Origin of the sequence: Streptomyces sp. NPDC059895 (assembly GCF_042731035.1) — a bacterium.
GTDB lineage: Bacteria > Actinomycetota > Actinomycetes > Streptomycetales > Streptomycetaceae > Streptomyces.
In genome coordinates this window covers 96,014-113,828 of sequence record NZ_JBHWKO010000028.1, presented here as the reverse complement: position 1 = coordinate 113,828, position 17,815 = coordinate 96,014, and the positions used below count along the sequence as shown (strand labels likewise).

Below are 17,815 nucleotides of genomic sequence, written 5' to 3'. Positions count from 1 at the left end.
GGCGGGGGGTGGGGGGGGGGGGGGTGGGGGGGGGGGGGGTGGGGGGGGTGGGGTGGGGGGGGGGGCGCCGTGCGGGCCCCGGCGACGGGGGGGCCGCCGGGCCCCTCTCGCGTGTTCGCCTACAGCGCGCCGAAACCCACCTTGCGCGGGGCCGGCTCGCCCAGCTCGACGTAGGCCAGGCGGTCCGCCGGGACCAGGACCTTGCGGCCGTGCTGGTCCACGAGGCTGAGCAGCTGCGACTTACCGGCCAGGGCCTCGGCCACTACCCGCTCGACCTCCTCGGGAGTCTGACCGCTCTCCAGAACGATCTCGCGGGGCGCGTGCTGCACGCCGATCTTGACCTCCACGGCTATGTCCCTCCGACGGTCAGTGGTGCGCGGGCGTCCGCGCCGTACGCTGCACACATTAGCCCGGTGAGGGGACGGACACGGCATGGCCGTCCACGCCACGAGCGAACAACGGGCGGGAACAAACAGCCGGCACGCGGCAACGGCTCAGTGCTGATCGGTGCCGTGCAGCGGGAAACCGGCGATGCCGCGCCAGGCCAGCGAGGCCAGCAGCTGCACCGCCTGGTCGCGCGGGACGCTGCGGTCGCTGTGCAGCCAGGAACGGGCCACCACCTGGGCGAGTCCGCCGAGACCCGAGGCCAGCAGCATCGACTCCGCGCGCGAGAGACCGGTGTCCTCGGCGATCACGTCGCAGATCGCCTCGGCGCACTCGTTGGTGACCTTGTCGACGCGTTCGCGCACCGCGGGCTCGTTCGTCAGGTCCGACTCGAAGACCAGCCGGAACGCCCCTCCGTCGTCCTCGACGTACGCGAAGTAGGCGTCCATCGTGGCGCGGACGCGCTGCTTGTTGTCCGTGGTCGACGCGAGCGCGCTGCGGACCGCCTGGATGAGTGACTCGCAGTGCTGGTCCAGCAGGGCGAGGTAGAGATCGAGCTTGCCCGGGAAGTGCTGGTAGAGCACCGGCTTGCTGACACCGGCGCGTTCGGCGATGTCGTCCATCGCGGCCGCGTGGTAGCCCTGTGCGACAAAGACTTCCTGGGCGGCGCCCAGCAGCTGGTTCCGTCGGGCACGGCGCGGCAGGCGCGTGCCTCGCGGGCGCGCCGCCTCAGTTTGCTCGATGGCTGTCACGCCGCCTCCCAAAGTCGTCCTCTTGCGGTGTGCCGCCGCGCCGCCATCGTACTTTTCGGTAACCCTGCTGTGCGCGGTGCGAGCGCAGAATTTCACGGACCGGACGGTGACAAAAGCCGTACGCAAGGTTTCAAAGCGGGGCGTTGTGGGCAGAATGCGGCCCCGTCCCAGGTCGGCGCGGGGTGGCGCGGCCGTGGATGGCCGTCGGTCCCCGGCGGTTCTGGGCCACTGTCTCCCGGTCCCTGACTCCGGGTCACCGTCCGTCAGCGGTAGTCGTCCTCGTCGAGCGAGACGACACGGGCCTGTTCGACGAGGTCGGCCTCGTTCGCCCGGGCGGGATCCACGCCCTCCAGGGGATCGTCGCGCTCCGGTGCGACGTCGGTGTGCTGCTGGGCGGCATCGTTCTCCGGGGCCTCGACGTCGAACTCCGCCGCTTCGTCCTCCGTGAACGTCTCGGGTTCGGTGGGGTCTATGGCCATGGCGGGCTCCCTTCCTACGAACGTCCCTGAAGATGCAGGGGCCACAGCGGGTGCCCTCTGTACGAGCCTAGGAGACACCCTTTTCGGACGCTATGCGATGTGCCCGGATTCCGTGCGGCCATCCGGACCCGGGTCATGGCTGTGACGCCGAACACACGGGCCCCGACGTGATCACCTCGTAACATTGCCGCATGTCTTCGACCGAGCTGCCGTCCGTGCCGCCCACCGACGTGCTTCCGGAGGCCGCGTCCGTCCGGATCGCCGAGGGCGAGCGGCTCCGGTCGGTCGGACTGCCGGGCGTCACCCTGAAGGTCCGCAGCAGGCCGCCCGCGCGCGAGGGGCTCGAACCGGCGCTGTACGTGCACGGGCTGGGCGGTTCCTCGCAGAACTGGTCCGCGCTGATGGCACTGCTCGACGGGGTCGTCGAGAGCGAGGCCGTCGACCTGCCCGGCTTCGGCGACTCGCCGCCGCCGGACGACGGCGACTACTCCGTCACGGCACACGCGCGTGCCGTCATCCGCTACCTCGACGCGTCCGCGCGCGGGCCCGTGCACCTCTTCGGCAACTCCCTCGGCGGCGCGGTGTCCACGCGCGTCGCCGCGGTCCGCCCCGACCTCGTCCGCACGCTCACGCTCGTCTCGCCCGCCCTGCCGGAGCTGCGTGTGCAGCGCACCGCGGTGCCGACGGGACTGCTCGGCCTGCCCGGGGTGGCCACGCTCTTCAACCGGTTCACCCGCGCGTGGACGGCCGAACAACGCGTCCGTGGCGTCACCGCCCTGTGCTACGGCGACCCCGGGCGGGTCTCGCCGGAGGCGTTCCGCCACGCGGTGGAGGAGATGGAGCGGCGGCTGCGGCTGCCGTACTTCTGGGACGCGATGACACGTTCCGCGCGCGGGCTGGTCAGCGCCTACACCCTGGGGGGCCAGCACGGGCTGTGGCGCCAGGCCGAACGCGTCCTCGCCCCCACTCTCCTCGTGTACGGCGGCCGCGACCAACTCGTCGGCTTCCGCATGGCCCAGCGGGCCGCACGGGCGTTCCGCGACTCCCGTCTGCTCACCCTGCCGGACGCCGGGCACGTGGCGATGATGGAGTATCCGGAGACGGTCGCGACGGCGTTCAGGGAGCTGCTGGCGGAGACCGGCGCGAGGACGCGTCCGGGAACCGGCCGGGACCGTGAAACGTTGTCCGAGCGGACCGGCGGGTCCGCGGACGCGGGGAGCTGAGGGGGGTCGTGGGACGCCACAGCCGACGGGGGCCCGCGCCCAAGAGCGCGTCGCAGAGCGGTTCGGGGGGTGCCTCACCCGCACCGGGGGCTCCGGCCGGGGACAGGGACACGGTGCGGGACAGTCGTGGGCGGGGGACCGCGGACCGGCCCGCCGACGGCACGCCGCCACACGGCACGCCCCGGCTTCCCGACGGGACTCCGCCCGGTGGTGTGCCCCGGTTCCCCGACGGGACTCCGCCCGGTGGTGTGCCCCGGGTCGCTCATGGCACTCCGGCCGGTGGTGTGCCCCGGGTCCCCGGGGGGCCGCCGGCCCAGGGCACGCCGAGGCTCTCCGGCGGGACGCCGGCTCACGGCACCCCCGGGGTCGTCGACGGCACGCCCGCCCGCGGCATGCCGAGGCTTCCCGACGGGACGCCCGCCCGTGGCGTCCCGCGGGTCCGTGGCGGTCATCCCCAGCAGCGTGAGACCGGGGGAGGCTGGGGCGAGCTGGGCGGGGGGCGCACGGCCGGTGATGCCGGGCCCGTGATCCCCCGTCAGCGGCCGGCGACCTCGGGCGGGCCGCGTCAGGAGTACCTCGACGCCTTCGCCGAGGACGGGGACGTCTCCGCGCGTCGCAGGCCCGTGCCCGTCGCCGCGTCCGCGCGCGCCAAGGACCCGTACGGCACCGACACCGACACCTTCAGCCCGCGGGATCCGGACGGCCGCCAGGACCCGGACGGCCGCCGGGATCCTCGCGGCTCCCTGGACCCGGACGACCCCCGGAGCCACCTCGGCGTGTCCGCTTCCGTCGCCGGTCCGGACGCGGACCGCCGCCCGGCCGGCGCCGCCGACGGCGCGCCCCCCACCGGTGAACCCACGACCGCCGCGAAGGGCGGCAGGGGGCGGGCGTTCACCGGGGTCGCGGCCGCCGCCGTCACCACCGTGCTGGCCGTCGTGGTGGCCGGGCAGGTCGCCGACTCGCGTGGGGGCGGGGACTCCGTCCGGTCGCAGTCCGCAGCCGACAAGGCCGGCCGTGACGTCCGTGACTCCTCCGGGCGCGGGGACGACCGGCCGAGCCCCTCCGCGTCGGCCGTGGCGGCACCGCTGACGTACGAGCAGAAGATGGCCCGGAAGTACGAGATCAGCGCCACGCTCGAAGGGTCGGGGACGTTCGAGGCGGTGCCGGGTGTCGACAAGGCGCCCGGCACCGGGCAGAAGTACACCTACCGCGTGGACGTCGAGGAGGGGCTGGGGCTCGACGCCGAGCTCTTCGCGCAGGCCGTGCAGACGACGCTGAACGACGACCGCAGCTGGGCGCACAACGGCGCGCGCACCTTCGAGCGGATCTACTCGGGCGATCCCGACTTCGTCATCACGCTCGCCAGCCCCGGCACCACCGCCGACTGGTGCGCGCGATCGGGCCTGGACACCACCGTGGACAACGTCTCCTGCGACTCGGCCGCCACCCAGCGCGTGATGATCAACGCCTACCGCTGGGCGCAGGGGTCCGAGACCTACGGCGACGCGATGCACTCCTACCGGCAGATGCTCATCAACCACGAGGTCGGCCACCGGCTCGGCTACGGCCATGTCACCTGCGACAAGGACGGGGATCTCGCGCCGGTCATGCAGCAGCAGACGAAATTCCTCGAGCACGACGGGATCAGCTGTCTGCCGAACGCCTGGCCCTACCCCGAAAGCTGACGAACGGGCCCGCCGTCCCGTCCGGCGTCCGCCCGGGCGGACCGAGGGCGTGACGTTTCGCGTTCGTGCGATCTCTTAGCGCGACGAAACGCGGCCCGCACGGGAAAGTTACGACCGTTCACCCCTTTTGGTGGCGCGACGGACAACCGTCCGTCGTGCCACCGCCTTGTCCGCATACGTTCTTCCCGCTGCGAGCCGCCGGGTCAACGGCGGCTCACCAAACGGGAGATCGGGGGTGCACGCGTGCGCATCGGACTGCTTACGGAGGGTGGCTATCCGTATGTGAACGGTGACGCCGGACTCTGGTGCGACCGGCTCGTGCGCGGGCTCGGGCAGCACGAGTTCGACCTCTACGCGCTCAGCCGCAGCGAGAGCCAGGAGGCCACCGGCCGGGTCGGACTGCCGCCGAACGTCGGCCGGGTGCATACCGCGCCACTGTGGAGGGCGCGCGACGACGGAGCGGCGCACGGCCGCCGCGCGCGCCGGCGCTTCACCGAGTGCTACGGCGAACTGGTGAGCGTCCTGTGCGAGGGAAGCCCCGCCGATGCCTCGAACGCCTCGCATGCCTCGAACGCCTCGGTGGACCGTTTCGCTTCTCAGGCGGACCGTTTCGGCAGTGCGCTGTACGGCCTCGCCGACCTCGCCCGCGACGAGGGCGGGCTGGTTGGCGCCCTCCGCTCGGAGAGCGCCGTGCGGACGTTGGAGCGCGCCTGCCGTGCGCCCGGCGCGCTGCGCACGGCGCGTGAGGCGCGCGTACCCGATCTGCTCGCCGTCGCCGCACACCTGGAACGCCTTCTGCGCCCCCTCTCGTTCGACTGGTACGCGGACCGCGGCGCCGACGGCCTCGGCTCCGTCGACCTGTGCCATGCGGCGTCGGGCGGTGCCGCCGCCCTGCCGGGGCTCGTGGCACGGCACTTCTTCGGGGTGCCCCTGGTGGTCACGGAGTACGGGGTGCGGTTACGGACCCACTACCTGAGCTCCGGTGCCGGGGCGGACGCCACGGGCTGCGAGGCCGCCTCGTCGCCGGCCGGCCCGTCCGCGGAACCGACCTCCGCCGTCCGCGCGCTGCTCGCCGCCCTCCACGGGCGGCTCGCCGCCGAGGTGTACCGGCAGGCGGCCTGTGTGACCTCCGGGAACGCGCACGCCCGTCGCTGGCAGGAGCGGTGCGGGGCCGACCGCACCGCGCTGCGCACCGTGTACCCCGGCATGGAGGCCGCCCGCTTCGCCGAGGCCGGCGACTCCCCGGACGGTGCCGACCCGCGCACCCTGGTCTGGATCGGCCGTGTGGAACCGGCCAAGGACCTGGTGTCCCTGCTGCACGCCTTCGCGCAGGTCCACACGGAGGAACCCGGAACCAGGCTGCGGATCATCGGAGCGCCGGCCGGGCCCGAAGGGCAGGCGTACCTCGGCCACTGCCGGATGCTGGCCGCGCAGCTCTTCCCCGACGAGGCGGACGGACCGCACGCCGTCGGGGACAACCCCGTCTCCTTCGAGGAGATCGGCGGCCCGGAGGCGCCCGGCCTCGCGGAGGCGTACGCGGCGGGTGCCGTCGTCGTTCTCTCCAGCGTCGTCGAGGGCTTCCCGGTCGGCCTGGTCGAGGCGATGTTCTGCGGCCGCGCGACGGTGTCCACCGACGTCGGGGCGATCGTCGAGGTCATCGGCGGTACGGGACTGGTCGTCCCACCGCGCAACCCGCGAGCACTCGCGAACGCGTGCGTGGCGCTGCTGCGGGACCCCGAGCGCCGTGCGCGCCTGGGCGCGGCCGCCCGCGCACGCGCCCTCGAACTCTTCACGGTCGAGCAGAATCTCGCCGCCTTCCACGGCATCTATCTGGAGACCGTCGCCCGCAGCCCGGTCCGTCGGATCGTCCTCGACGAGGCCGGCGAGCCCCGGCCCTTCGCCGCCCCGGCGGAGTCATGGATGCCGGGCCCCTGGACCGGACCCCGCGCACGGAACCAGGCCGGGCCCGGAGCCGCACGGGTGGCGGGAGCGTCGGGAGGGGACGCGCCGCCGGTGCGCGCTGCCTCACCGGCGTCCGGCCACTCACCGGTGCGGGCGGCGTCGGCGGTGCCTTTCGTGGCGTCGGGCGGTACGAGGGAGGGAGCGCGATGAGCGGCCTCGGTGAACTCTTCGGTGAACTGGACCGGCCCGGGACGCCGGGCAGCCCAGGAGCCTGGGACGAGCGGTCGGAAGGGTGGCTGGCGGGGGACAGCCGCGGAGTGGGGGAGCGCCGCGGAGTGGGAGAGCGTCCTCGGCCGGGGGGCCGTGAGCAGGCGGGCGGTGACACCGACCCCGGTGAGGGCCATGGCGATGTGCACGGCGAGGGACATGGTGAGGGCCACCGTGAGTGGCACGGTGGGGGCCACCGTGAGGGGGAGGAACGGGGGAGTGCCGGGGCCGGGGCCGGGGCCGGGGGCCGGAAGAGGGGCGTCGGCGCGCCTTCCTCCCCCCGAGCCGAAGCGGCGGCCCCCCGCGGCCCGGGTGCGCCCCGCCGAGCCGCCGCGGACCCCGTGAAGGTCCTGATGCACCGCCACCGCGCACTGTGCGAACGGGCCGTCGACCCCTTGGAGATCGCGGCCGCCCTGGAGGCCCACGGCATCACCGACCGGACCGCCGCCCGCTTCCGGCACCGGGACGTCTTCTCCCTCGCGGAGGAGATGTACGCCCGCGTACCCCGCGACGGCGACACGCCACCGCCACCGGCAGCGCCCGAGGCGCTCCCGAGGGCGCGCGCCGACTGGGCGCTGCTCACCCTGCTGCCGGGCGCCCTGTGCGCGGCGACGGTCGCGGGCGCACGCCTCACGCAGGGCCAGACGCGTTCGTCCGTCGTGGCCGCGGGCGCCCTGGCGGTGGTGCTCGCCCTGGGCGCGGCCCTCCGCCGGGGCCCGCTGGGTCCGCCGGACCGTCCGGACCCCGGCCCGCACCGGGCCGGCGGCTGGACCTGCTGGCTCCTCGCCTACGCGGCCCTCGGCGACGGCCTCCTGCGTGCCGCCGCCGACGGCGGGCCCGACGGCCTCCCCACCGGTGCCGCCGACGGGCCGTGGCCCCTCACCGCCGCACCCCTGGTCGCCCTCGCCCTGGCCTGCGCCCCCGCCGCCTGGTGCGCCCACCTCCTCGCCGTACACGCCCGGCGCCGCCTGAACGCCAGTCGCGGCCTGGAGGAGTTCGCCGCCTCCGTCCAGCCCCTGCTGCTCGGCACGTTCGCACTGTTCCTCTGCGCGCTGGCGGCGCTCACGGGCCTCTGCGCGACCGCCCTGGGCGAGCCCGCCGGTCTTGCGCAGGTCCTCACCCTGGGTGCGCTCCTCTACCTCGCACGCCTCCTCACCGTGCACGGCTTCCCCCACGCCCCGGCGCTCGCCCTCGGGGCCGTCGGCGCCGCCGAGGCGATCGCTCTGGCCTCCGTCTTCACGGCCCGGCTGCCCGGCTGCGGGTTCCTGGCCACCCCCGTCGACGCCCTCCTGGCCGCCTGGGGCCCGGCCGGCGTTCCCGCACTCTGCTGCGGAGCAGCCGCCCTGGCCCTGCTGGTCCACGCGACCCGCACACTCACCCGGGCCTCCGCCCACGCCCGCGCGGAGCAGCGGTGCTGACGCGCGGCCACCCGGCCGCGCCGCGGCAGCCGTCCTGGCCACGACCACCGCGCGCAGTGCCGCCCCCACCGTGCACGGACCGCACGAAGCCCGCGCTCCCCCACCCACGCAACACCCCCGAAGGAGAAACGAGATGACCACCTCCCGATCCGGAGCGACCGGAGCCACCGGGGCACCCGCGGTCGCGGGAGCCCTCGCGGTCACAGGAGCAGCCGAAGCGGTCGGGGCCCCGGAAACCGCCGCCTCGGTAACGGCCGCAGCGGCCGGAGTCACCGGAAGACGCGAAGTGACCAGGGCGGTCGGAGTGACCGGAGCCACCGGATCGGCCGGAGCCACCGGATCGGCCGGAGCCACCGGATCGGCCGGAGTACGCACCCCGGAGGCCGCACGATGAGGGTCCTGCTGATCGGAGCCAACGGTTACCTCGGCCGCTTCGTCGCCGACCGTCTGCTCGCCGACCCGGCCGTCCAGCTCACCGCGCTCGGCCGCGGCGACGACGCCGACGTCCGCTTCGACCTCGCGACCGGCAGCCCCGGCGCGCTCACCCGCTTCCTCGACGCGGTGCACCCCCAGGTCGTCGTCAACTGCGCGGGCGCCACCCGCGGCGGTGCCCGCGAACTCACCCGGCACAACACCGTCGCCGTCGCCACCGTCTGCGAGGCCCTGCGCCGCAGCGGCTGCGGCGCCCGTCTCGTCCAGATCGGGTGCGGCGCCGAGTACGGCCCGAGCCAGCCCGGTTCCTCCACGGCCGAGGACGCCGTGCCGCGCCCCGGCGGCCCGTACGGCGTCAGCAAGCTCGCCGCGACGGAACTGGTCCTCGGCTCGGGCCTGGACGCCGTCGTCCTCCGCGTCTTCTCCCCGGCCGGCCCCGGCACCCCCGCCGGCTCCCCGCTCGGGCGGCTCGCCGAGGCGATGCGCCGCGCCATGCAGTCCGGCGACGGCGAACTCAAACTCGGCGGCCTGGGCGCCCAGCGCGACTTCATCGATGTCCGCGACGTCGCCCGCGCCGTGCACGCCGCCTCGCTCTCCGCCGCGCAGGGCGTCATCAACATCGGCTCCGGCCGTGCCGTCCGCCTGCGCGACGCCGCCGGGATCCTCGCCCGCGTGGCGGGATACGGCGGCGCCCTCCACGAACTCGACGGTCCGCCCGGCGCCCACCTGCGGCCGGCCATCGGCCACCCCCGCGCCGACTCCGACCACGCGGCCCCCGTCGCGTACCCGTATCCGGACGGCTGCGGCAGCTGGCAGCAGGCCGACGTGCGCACCGCACGCGACCGGCTCGGCTGGCGGCCCCGGATCAACCTGGAGGAGTCCCTCGCCGACATCTGGATGGAGGCGGCGTGCCGTATCTGACGGGAACCCCGGCGGGTACCGCGCACGCCGGTACCACCGACGTCCGCACCGGCTTCGGCGTCCCCGGCATCGCCCACCCCCTCCTCGCGCCGGCCGAGTGGGGCGAACTCGCCCGTCCCGGCCGGCCCCTGCACTGGGTCGTCCTCGACGTGGCCGACGGACCCGGCACCCGCCCCGACCCGCACTGCCTGCAAGCCGTCGGCCGACTCCGCGCCGCGGGCGTCCGCGTCCTCGGCCGCCTCGACCTCGCCCGCGGTGCCCGCGCCCTCCCCGAAGTGATCTCCGATGCCCAGCGGTTCCTCGACTGGTACCGCGCCGACGGCTTCCTCCTGGACCGTTGTCCGGCGGACCGCGCGGACCTTCCCGGGGTCCGCCGCATCACCGGCACGCTGCGCACGCTCCACCGGGAGCCCCACCTCGTCCTCGGCCACGGCACCCACCCGTACCCCGGCTACGCCGAGAACGCCGACCAGCTCGTCACGTTCTCCGGATCCTGGAGCGACTACCGCTGGTCGCAGGTGGCCGAGTGGACCGCGGCCCATCCGCCCGAGCGCTTCTGCCACCTCGTGCACGGCGTTCCCCGCGGTCATCTGGAGGAGGCGCTGCGCATCGCCCGCTGGCAGGGCGCGGCGACGATCTGGTTCACCGACCGCACCGACCGCACCGACCGCGGCGGCTTCTTCGACCCCTGGGAGACGATGCCCGGTTACTGGGACGAAATCGTCTCGCGCATCGGAATGGGTGTCTCGGAATGAAGATGGCCATGGCAGTGTTACGGAGAGAACAACCGTAGTGATTGACCGACCAACGGAGTCCCCGTGTCGTTGCCACCCCTGGTCGAGCCCGCCTCCGAGCTCACCGTAGACGAGGTCCGCCGGTACTCCCGCCACCTGATCATCCCCGACGTCGGGATGGACGGGCAGAAGCGGCTGAAGAACGCCAAGGTGCTGTGTGTCGGCGCCGGCGGCCTGGGCTCGCCGGCGCTGATGTACCTGGCCGCGGCGGGCGTGGGCACGCTCGGCATCGTGGAGTTCGACGAGGTCGACGAGTCGAACCTCCAGCGTCAGATCATCCACAGCCAGGCCGACATCGGCCGCTCCAAGGCCGAGTCCGCTCGCGACAGCGTCAAGGGCATCAACCCGTACGTCGACGTGATCCTTCACGAGGAGCGGCTCGAGGCCGACAACGTGATGGACATCTTCAGCCAGTACGACCTGATCGTCGACGGCACGGACAACTTCGCGACCCGCTACCTGGTCAACGACGCGTGCGTACTGCTGAACAAGCCGTACGTGTGGGGTTCGATCTACCGCTTCGACGGTCAGGCCTCCGTCTTCTGGTCGGAGCACGGCCCCTGCTACCGCTGCCTCTACCCGGAGCCCCCGCCCCCCGGCATGGTCCCCTCCTGCGCCGAGGGCGGCGTCCTGGGCGTGCTGTGCGCGTCCATCGGCTCCATCCAGGTCAACGAGGCCATCAAGCTCCTCGCCGGCATCGGCGAACCACTGGTCGGCCGTCTGATGATCTACGACGCCCTGGAGATGCAGTACCGCCAGGTCAAGATCCGCAAGGACCCGAACTGCGCGGTCTGCGGCGAGAACCCGACCGTCACCGAGCTCATCGACTACGAGGCCTTCTGCGGCGTCGTCTCCGAGGAGGCCCAGGAGGCGGCCGCCGGCGCGACGATCACTCCCAAGCAGCTCAAGGAGTGGATCGACGACGGCGAGAACATCGAGATCATCGATGTCCGCGAGCCGAACGAGTACGAGATCGTCTCCATCCCGGGCGCCAGGCTCATCCCGAAGAACGAGTTCCTCCTGGGCACCGCCCTGGAGGGCCTGCCCCAGGACAAGAAGATCGTCTTGCACTGCAAGACGGGAGTCCGCAGTGCGGAAGTCCTCGCGGTGCTGAAGTCCGCGGGCTTCGCGGACGCGGTCCATGTCGGCGGCGGTGTGATCGGCTGGGTCAACCAGATCGAGCCGAGCAAGCCGGTCTACTGACCCGACCTGCCTGTCCGGACGGCGGGGGCCTCGCGCACCACGGGTGCCCGGAGTCCCCGCCGCCGTCATGAGCAGACGGTGCCGTCCTTCGGCACCGTGCCGTTCAGCAGGTAGCCGTCCACCGCCGAGTCGACGCAGTCGCTGCCGCTCCCGTACGCCCCGTGGCCCTCGCCCTTCCAGGTGAGCAGCACACCGACGTCCTTGCCGAGCTCGTCCGCCATCTTCCGCGCGCCCTCGTAGGGCGTCGCCGGGTCCCCGGTGTTGCCGACCAGCAGGATCGGCGCCGCGCCCGGCGCGCTCACCTCCGGGTCGTCGAACTGCCCCGCCACCGGCCAGTCGTGGCACCAGCCCGCCGTGTCCCAGCCCAGGAAGGCGCCGAACACGGGCGAGATCTGCTCGAACTCCGCAAGCAGCTTCTTCGTCTCCTCCACCGTCGGCCGCTGCTTGTCGTCCAAGCACGATATGACCCGTTGCGAGTGGGTCGTGGTGCCGTAGTGCCCCTGGGTGTCCCGCTCGTTGTAGGCGTCGGCGAGCGTCAGCAGTTCGGAGCCGTCGCCCTGTTCCGCCGACTCCAGGGCGCTGGTCAGGCTCGGCCAGTGCTGCTCGCTGTACAGCGGCAGGACGATGCCGGTCACCGCGAGGGTCTGGGTCAGCTTGCGCCCGGACGACGTCGGCAGGGGCTTGGTGTCGATCCGCTTCAGCAGGTCCGCGATCTTCGCGCTGCCCTGCTCGGGGTCCTGGCCGGTCGACTTCAGGTAGTTGTCGAGTGCCAGCTGGAAGCCCTTCGTCTGGTTCTTCGCATGGCCCACCGTGTCGGCGGCCGGGTCGACGACCGCGTCGAGGATCAGCCGTCCCACGTTCTTCGGGAAGAGGTGGGCGTAGACGCCGCCCAGTTCGGTGCCGTAGGAGATGCCGAAGTAGTGCAGCTGGTCGTCGCCGAGGACCTGGCGCATCAGGTCCAGGTCGCGTGCGGTGTCGGTGGTCGAGACGTGCGCCAGCAACGGGCCGGCCGCCTTCTCGCAGCCCTCGCCGAAGTCGGTGGCGTCCTCGAGGTAGGCCTGCTCCTCGGCCGAGGTGTCCGGGGTGGAGTCGACGGACTCGGCAGCCTGGATCTCCTTGTCGCTGCGGCAGCGGACGCCCTCGCTGGCGCCCACCCCCCGTGGGTCCCAGCTGACCAGGTCGTAGCGCTCGCGCAGCGAGGAGACCGTGGAGCCGTAGGACGGCAGGGTGGAGACGCCCGAGCCGCCCGGGCCGCCGAAGTTGAACAGCAGTGAGCCGATGCGCCGGTTCTCCGAGCCGCTCGTCCGCGCGCGGATCATCGCCAGGTCGATCGTCTCGCCGCCCGGCTTCGACCAGTCCAGCGGCACCTTCAGCGTCGCGCACTGCCATTCGCCGCTCGGCGCGGGGGAGTCGGCGCTGTCCTCGCACTGCCCCCAGTCGAGCTTCTGCCCGGTCAGCGAGGCGGGCAGCGCGGCTGCCGTGCCCGCCGTGTTCGAGGAGTCGGCCGACGGCCGCGCGTCCGTCGTGCTCCCCTTGCCGCCGCCCCCGTCCGACGTGCCGCTGCTGCAACCCGCCACCAGCAGCGCGGCAGCGGTGCCGAGTGCCGTCCACTGTACGAATCGCGCCATGTGCACTCCCCCTAGCGGACCGTCCGCATCGGGCGGCGGACGGCTGTCAGGCCATAGTAGGCGGATCGGCCCGCGACTGCCGGAGCCTGTGGATAACCCTCTGACCTCGGCTTTTGTCATGCCACGGATGTGATCGAAGGGCCTCCGGCGGGCCGGTCCCGCGGCGGGTCCCGCGGTCAGGTGTCCTCCGGCAGCCCGGCAGCCCGGCAGCCCGGCAGCCCGGCAGCCCGGCAGCCCGGCAGCCCGACGGTGCGGCAGCTCGGCAGCTCGGCAGCTCAGCAGCTCGGCAGCTCGGCAGCTCGGCAGCTCGGCAGCTCGGCTGTCCGGCGGTGCGGCTGTCCGGCGGTGCGGCCCGGTGGTCTCAGGAGCAGACCGTCCCGGCGGCCGGCACCTTCCCGTTCAGCAGATAGCCGTTCACGGCCGCCTGCACGCACGTGTTCTTGCTGTCGTAGGCGCCGTGCCCCTGGCCCCGGTACGTCAGCTCGACTCCGACGCCCTCGCCCAGCGCGGCCACCATCTTCCGCGCGCCCTCGTACGGGGTGGCCGGGTCGCCGGTGTTGCCGATCACGAGGATCGGCGCCGCACCGGGCGCGGACACGTCGGGATGGTCGGCGGCTCCCGGCACCGCCCAGTCGGTGCAGCTGAGCATGGACCAGGCCAGGAAGTCCCCGAACACGCTGGACGCGGCCCGGAACCGGGGCAGCTCGCGCTGCACGTCGGCGACGGAGTACCGGGGCCTGTCGTCCGAGCAGTTGATGGAGATGTTGGCCGCGGTGATGTTGCTGTACTCGCCGTTCTCGCTGCGGCCGTTCATCGCGTCGGACAGCAGCATCAGGATCCTGCCGTTACCGGCGTACGCCTCCTCCAGTCCCTCGGTGAGGTACTGCCAGAAGTCCTGTGAGTACAGCGACTGGGCGATGCCGTTGGTCGCGGCGGTCTGGGTCAGTTCACGCGGGAAGACGCCCGGGATCGGCTTGCGGTCGAGATCGCCGAGCAGCTTGGCGATCCGGTCCTTCACCTCCTGGGCCGTGTCCCCGACGGGGCAGTCCTCGACCTTCGACGTGCAGTCCTCGGCGAAGTTGTCCAGCGCCCGCTGGAAGCCCCCCGCCTGTCCGAGCGAGCCCTGCTCGGGTGTCTGCGTGGGGTCGACGACCGCGTCGAAGACGGCACGTCCCACGTTCTTCGGGAACAGGTGGGCGTAGACGCCGCCCAGTTCGGTGCCGTAGGAGATGCCGAAGTAGTGCAGCCTGTCGTCGCCGAGGACCTGGCGCATGAGGTCCATGTCGCGGGCCGCGTCGGTGGTCCGCACGTGCGGCAGGATCTCCTTGGAGTTCTTCTCGCAGGCGTCGTTGAACTTCTTGGTGTTGTCCGCGAGGGCCGTGCGCTCGGCGCTGTCGTCCGGTGTCATGTCCTGCTGGAAGTACGCGTCGAGCTGCTGGTCGTTCTCGCAGCGGACGGGTGCGCTGCGGCCGACCCCGCGCGGGTCGAAGCTCACCAGGTCGTACCGGGTGCGCAGGGCCGCGTAGTCCTCGCCGAACGCGGGCAGCGTGGTGACACCGGAGCCGCCCGGCCCCCCGAAGTTGAAGATCAGCGACCCGATCCGCCGGCTCTTGTCGCCGCTGGTTCCGGCCCGGATCAGTGCGATGCTGATGGTGTCCCCGTCGGGATCGTCCCAGTCCCGGGGCGCTTTCATCGTCGCGCACTGCCACGCGTCGCCGTCCGGCAGGGGAGAGGGCGCGCTGCCGCCGCCCTCGGCCTGGGACGGGGCCGGGCAGTCCGTCCATTCCAGCTTCTGCGCCGTCAGGTCCTCGTCCTCGGTGTCGTCGCCGCAACCGGCCGCCAGTGAGCACAGCAGGACGGCCGTGACGGCCAGGGCGAGAGCACGCGGGCGGGAAGGGTTCGGCATGATCCCATCCTGGGGCCGTGCCCGCCCGCGCGCGCGGGGCGCGGTCCGTACGAGGTACGGCCGCCGTGGCCCGTCTAGAGGGCGCCCTTGCGGGTCAGGTGGTTGAAGGCCAGCCAGCCCGGCAGGACCGGCAGCCACAGCGTCAGCAGCCGGTACAGCAGTACGGCGGGAGCGGCGACCTCCTTGGGGAGGCCGACGGCGATCAGACCGACGGTGAGGGTCGCCTCCACCGCGCCGACACCGCCGGGCGTGGGGGCGGCGGAGCCGAGCGCGTTTCCGGCGAGGAAGACGACGGCGACGCCGGCGATGCTGATCGACGTGGTCTCGTCGCCGAACGCGCGGATCGACGCGTCCAGGCACATCACGAAACAGGCGGTCAGCAGCAGCATGCCGCCGATGCCGGTGACCAGCTTCTGCGGCCGCTGGAGCACGTCCAGCATGCGCGGCACGACCCCCGCGAAGAGCGACCTCACGCGCGTGACGACGAACTTGCGCAGGAACGGCACCGAGGTCACCACGAGCACGAGCACGGCCACCGTCAGCAGACCCGCGATGACCGTGCGGGACGGCGACAGCGACGGCGTCTTCTCCGTGCCGGTCAGATAGCCGAAGGACAGCAGCATCAGGATGTGACAGCCGAGCCCGAACAGCTGAGAGGCGCCGACGCTCGCCACCGCGAGCCCCGGCCGGACCCCGGCGCGCTGGAGGAAGCGCGTGTTGAGCGCGACCCCGCCGACCGCGGCGGGCGCCACGATCTTCACGAACGACCCGGCGACCTGCGCGGCCACGGTCCGCGGGAAGGGAACCCGCTCCGGCACGAACCCCAGCAGGCTCATCGCCGCGGCGATGTAGCTGAGGGCCGAGAACAGCACGGCCGCGGCGACCCAGCCCCACTCGGCGTTGGCGATGAGCGGACCGAACTCGATGTGCGTGAGCTGGGTCAGCAGGAAGTACGCGCCGATGGCGCCGGCGATGAAGCTGATGAGGGTGCGTGGCCGCACCCGCTCCAGCCGGGCCGGCTCGACCGGCGCCTGCGGCCGGATCCGCAGCACCGCGTGCCGGATCTGCGTCAGCAGGTCCTCCTCGCGGGCCTCCTCCAGCGCCTCGTCGATGGCCCGCTTCTCGGCCCGTGCCTCGGCGCGTTCGGCCTTCTTGCCGGGCTTGTCGAGAGCCGGCTCCGCATCGGTCCCGGCGGCCTCGTGGCGGGCCTGCTTGGCCTGCCGGGACGCCTCCAGCACCGCCTCCCGCTCGCGCTCCGCGCGCTCGCGGCCCAGTCTGCGCAGCGTCGCGCGCGTGGAGCGGCTGAGCGCGATGGGTTGCAGCATCGGCAGGCAGTCCGCCACCGCGTCGGGCCCGAGCACGCTCACCGCCGAGGCGACCGCGCGCTCGGCGCCCACCCGCAGCCCCAGCGTCACGAGCAGCTGGGAGGTGTCCATGCGCAGCAGCAGGTCACCGGCCGCGATCTCGCCGACGCGCAGGTCGGTGAGGACCACGGTGCCGGAACGATCCACCACAATCGCGTCGCCCACCAGCCTGCGGTGCGCGATACGCCGGGACTGCAGGGCGCGCACCTGGTGCCAGGTGTCGTGCAGCAGATCGTCGGTGATCTCCTCGTCCGGAAGTGAGTCCAGGGTGCGGCCGCCGGTGTGCTCGTAGACCAGCATCACGGCGTCGGGGCCGAGCTCGGAGGTCGCGATCAGCTTGGGCGCGTTCGCGCCGGCGGCGATGGCGGCGTAGGCCAGCAGCGCCTCCTGCTCCAGCGCCTGGCGCAGCGACTGCAGGCTGCTGCGGGTGGCGAAGCCGCGCAGGGTGAGGTTGCGCCACGCGCGGTAGAAGAAGCCCTGGGCCTGTTGCTCGCGGTCGACCACCGTGACGTCCAGCGGAGGGCCGTCCTCCAGGGTGACGAAGTAGCGCCGGCCCCGGTCGCCGGCCTCCGCGGCGTCCGAGACCTCCTTGCGCGCGGCGCTCACCGGGCGGAAGCCGACGTGCCGCAGCCCCGCCATCAGCGTCCGTCCGGTGGGGCGGACGTTGGGCGAACCGACCGCGTACAGCGTTCCGTAGGCCACCGTCCAGCCGATCAGCACCGTCAGGATGATCGAGAACGGGGTCGTGTAACCGGTGACGAGCATCGAGAACGCGTCGAGGAGCAGCACGATCCACAGCACCGCGCGCCAGCGGGGTCTGCGCGACATGCCGACGGCCGTCATGTACGCGATGACCGGGGCGAGGTAGCCGTGCACGGGGTCGGTGAGGGCGTGGATGTCGCCGGGGGAGGGCTGGGTGAGTGCCTCCTGGATGGAGTCCGGGGCCGCCTTGGCCACCCAGAGGTCGGTGGCGAGGGTCACTCCGTGCGCCAGGACCGCCGCGAGGACGCCGTCGGCGATGCGCAGCCCGTCCCGTTTGATCAGCCGCTCGATCGCGAAGGCCACCGGCACGAGCAGGATCGCGATGCTGGACGCCAGCCCCGCGATCTTGATGAGCAGGTCGGGCGCCTGTCCGGTGCCCTTGTTGATGTCCTGCTCCAGGCCGGACGTCGTCCCGTGCGCGAACGCGGCGATGGCCAGCAGCACGACGACGCCGAGCACGCCCACGAGCAGGCGCATCAGGTCGGACGGACGGTGCACGCGCGCGGGGAGCAGCGGTTCGTCGCCCTCGACCTCGTCGATGGTCGTCACCTCGACGAGTTCCGCGTCCTGGTCCGCCGCGTCGGCGGGATCCGGGCGCGACGCAGCGTCAGAGGTGCCCTCCGCGTCCTCGGGATGCACACCCTGCTGCTTCATCGTCTCTTCTTGGTCTCGTATCACCGGTCACCGCCCGCACG

Annotated in this window: 13 protein-coding genes; 7 read left to right on the top strand and 6 right to left on the bottom strand. The window is 73.1% G+C overall.

What is annotated here, in order from left to right:
* Nucleotides 1–119 precede the first annotated feature (119 nt).
* The 3 genes from ACFV9M_RS27670 to ACFV9M_RS27660 all read right to left on the bottom strand — a co-directional run bounded on the left by ACFV9M_RS27670 (nucleotide 120) and on the right by ACFV9M_RS27660 (nucleotide 1,615).
* Entirely contained in the window at nucleotides 120–347 is a 228-nt protein-coding gene (locus ACFV9M_RS27670; RefSeq protein ID WP_030784015.1) for a DUF3107 domain-containing protein, read from the bottom strand.
* A gap of 147 nt (nucleotides 348–494) precedes the next feature.
* Entirely contained in the window at nucleotides 495–1,136 is a 642-nt protein-coding gene (locus tag ACFV9M_RS27665) for a TetR/AcrR family transcriptional regulator (RefSeq protein WP_385061927.1), read from the bottom strand.
* A 263-nt stretch (nucleotides 1,137–1,399) separates the two neighbouring features.
* Complete coding sequence (locus tag ACFV9M_RS27660) at nucleotides 1,400–1,615, bottom strand: hypothetical protein (RefSeq protein WP_385061925.1); 216 nt, start codon at nucleotides 1,613–1,615, stop codon at nucleotides 1,400–1,402.
* 191 nt (nucleotides 1,616–1,806) lie between these two features.
* On the opposite strand from ACFV9M_RS27660, the gene ACFV9M_RS27655 reads away from it, so the two are divergent.
* From ACFV9M_RS27655 to moeZ, 7 genes are all read left to right on the top strand, one after another.
* Nucleotides 1,807–2,838, top strand: a complete 1,032-nt coding sequence (locus ACFV9M_RS27655) for an alpha/beta fold hydrolase (RefSeq protein WP_385061924.1) — start codon at nucleotides 1,807–1,809, stop codon at nucleotides 2,836–2,838.
* Between the two features lie 8 nt (nucleotides 2,839–2,846).
* The gene (locus tag ACFV9M_RS27650) at nucleotides 2,847–4,523 is read left to right on the top strand and encodes a DUF3152 domain-containing protein (RefSeq protein ID WP_385061922.1); all 1,677 of its coding nucleotides are present in this window, start codon (nucleotides 2,847–2,849) and stop codon (nucleotides 4,521–4,523) included.
* 243 nt (nucleotides 4,524–4,766) lie between these two features.
* On the top strand, nucleotides 4,767–6,635 hold the full coding sequence (locus tag ACFV9M_RS27645; protein ID WP_385061921.1) for a DUF3492 domain-containing protein: 1,869 nt from the start codon (nucleotides 4,767–4,769) through the stop codon (nucleotides 6,633–6,635).
* Nucleotides 6,632–8,110 (top strand): hypothetical protein, encoded by a 1,479-nt coding sequence (locus ACFV9M_RS27640; protein WP_385061920.1) that lies wholly within the window; start codon nucleotides 6,632–6,634, stop codon nucleotides 8,108–8,110. The genes ACFV9M_RS27645 and ACFV9M_RS27640 overlap by 4 nt, the downstream gene beginning before the upstream one ends.
* A 390-nt stretch (nucleotides 8,111–8,500) precedes the next feature.
* Nucleotides 8,501–9,463, top strand: a complete 963-nt coding sequence (locus tag ACFV9M_RS27635; RefSeq protein WP_385061919.1) for an NAD-dependent epimerase/dehydratase family protein — start codon at nucleotides 8,501–8,503, stop codon at nucleotides 9,461–9,463.
* Entirely contained in the window at nucleotides 9,451–10,218 is a 768-nt protein-coding gene (locus ACFV9M_RS27630) for a spherulation-specific family 4 protein (protein ID WP_385061917.1), read from the top strand. Before ACFV9M_RS27635 ends, ACFV9M_RS27630 begins: the two co-directional genes overlap by 13 nt.
* Before the next feature lie 63 nt (nucleotides 10,219–10,281).
* Entirely contained in the window at nucleotides 10,282–11,460 is a 1,179-nt protein-coding gene (moeZ, locus tag ACFV9M_RS27625; RefSeq protein WP_385061915.1) for an adenylyltransferase/sulfurtransferase MoeZ, read from the top strand.
* Nucleotides 11,461–11,525: 65 nt separating this feature from the next.
* Here moeZ and ACFV9M_RS27620 read toward each other — a convergent pair whose 3' ends face one another.
* The 3 genes from ACFV9M_RS27620 to ACFV9M_RS27610 all read right to left on the bottom strand — a co-directional run bounded on the left by ACFV9M_RS27620 (nucleotide 11,526) and on the right by ACFV9M_RS27610 (nucleotide 17,774).
* A complete protein-coding gene (locus ACFV9M_RS27620; RefSeq protein WP_385061913.1) occupies nucleotides 11,526–13,088 on the bottom strand; it encodes an alpha/beta hydrolase in 1,563 nt (520 codons plus the stop codon).
* Nucleotides 13,089–13,449: 361 nt separating this feature from the next.
* Nucleotides 13,450–14,994 carry an alpha/beta hydrolase gene (locus ACFV9M_RS27615; protein ID WP_385061911.1) on the bottom strand — a complete coding sequence of 515 codons (1,545 nt, stop codon included), beginning with the start codon at nucleotides 14,992–14,994 and terminating at the stop codon, nucleotides 13,450–13,452.
* Nucleotides 14,995–15,068: 74 nt separating this feature from the next.
* On the bottom strand, nucleotides 15,069–17,774 hold the full coding sequence (locus tag ACFV9M_RS27610; protein WP_385061909.1) for a YbhN family protein: 2,706 nt from the start codon (nucleotides 17,772–17,774) through the stop codon (nucleotides 15,069–15,071).
* Between the last annotated feature and the right edge of the window lie 41 nt (nucleotides 17,775–17,815).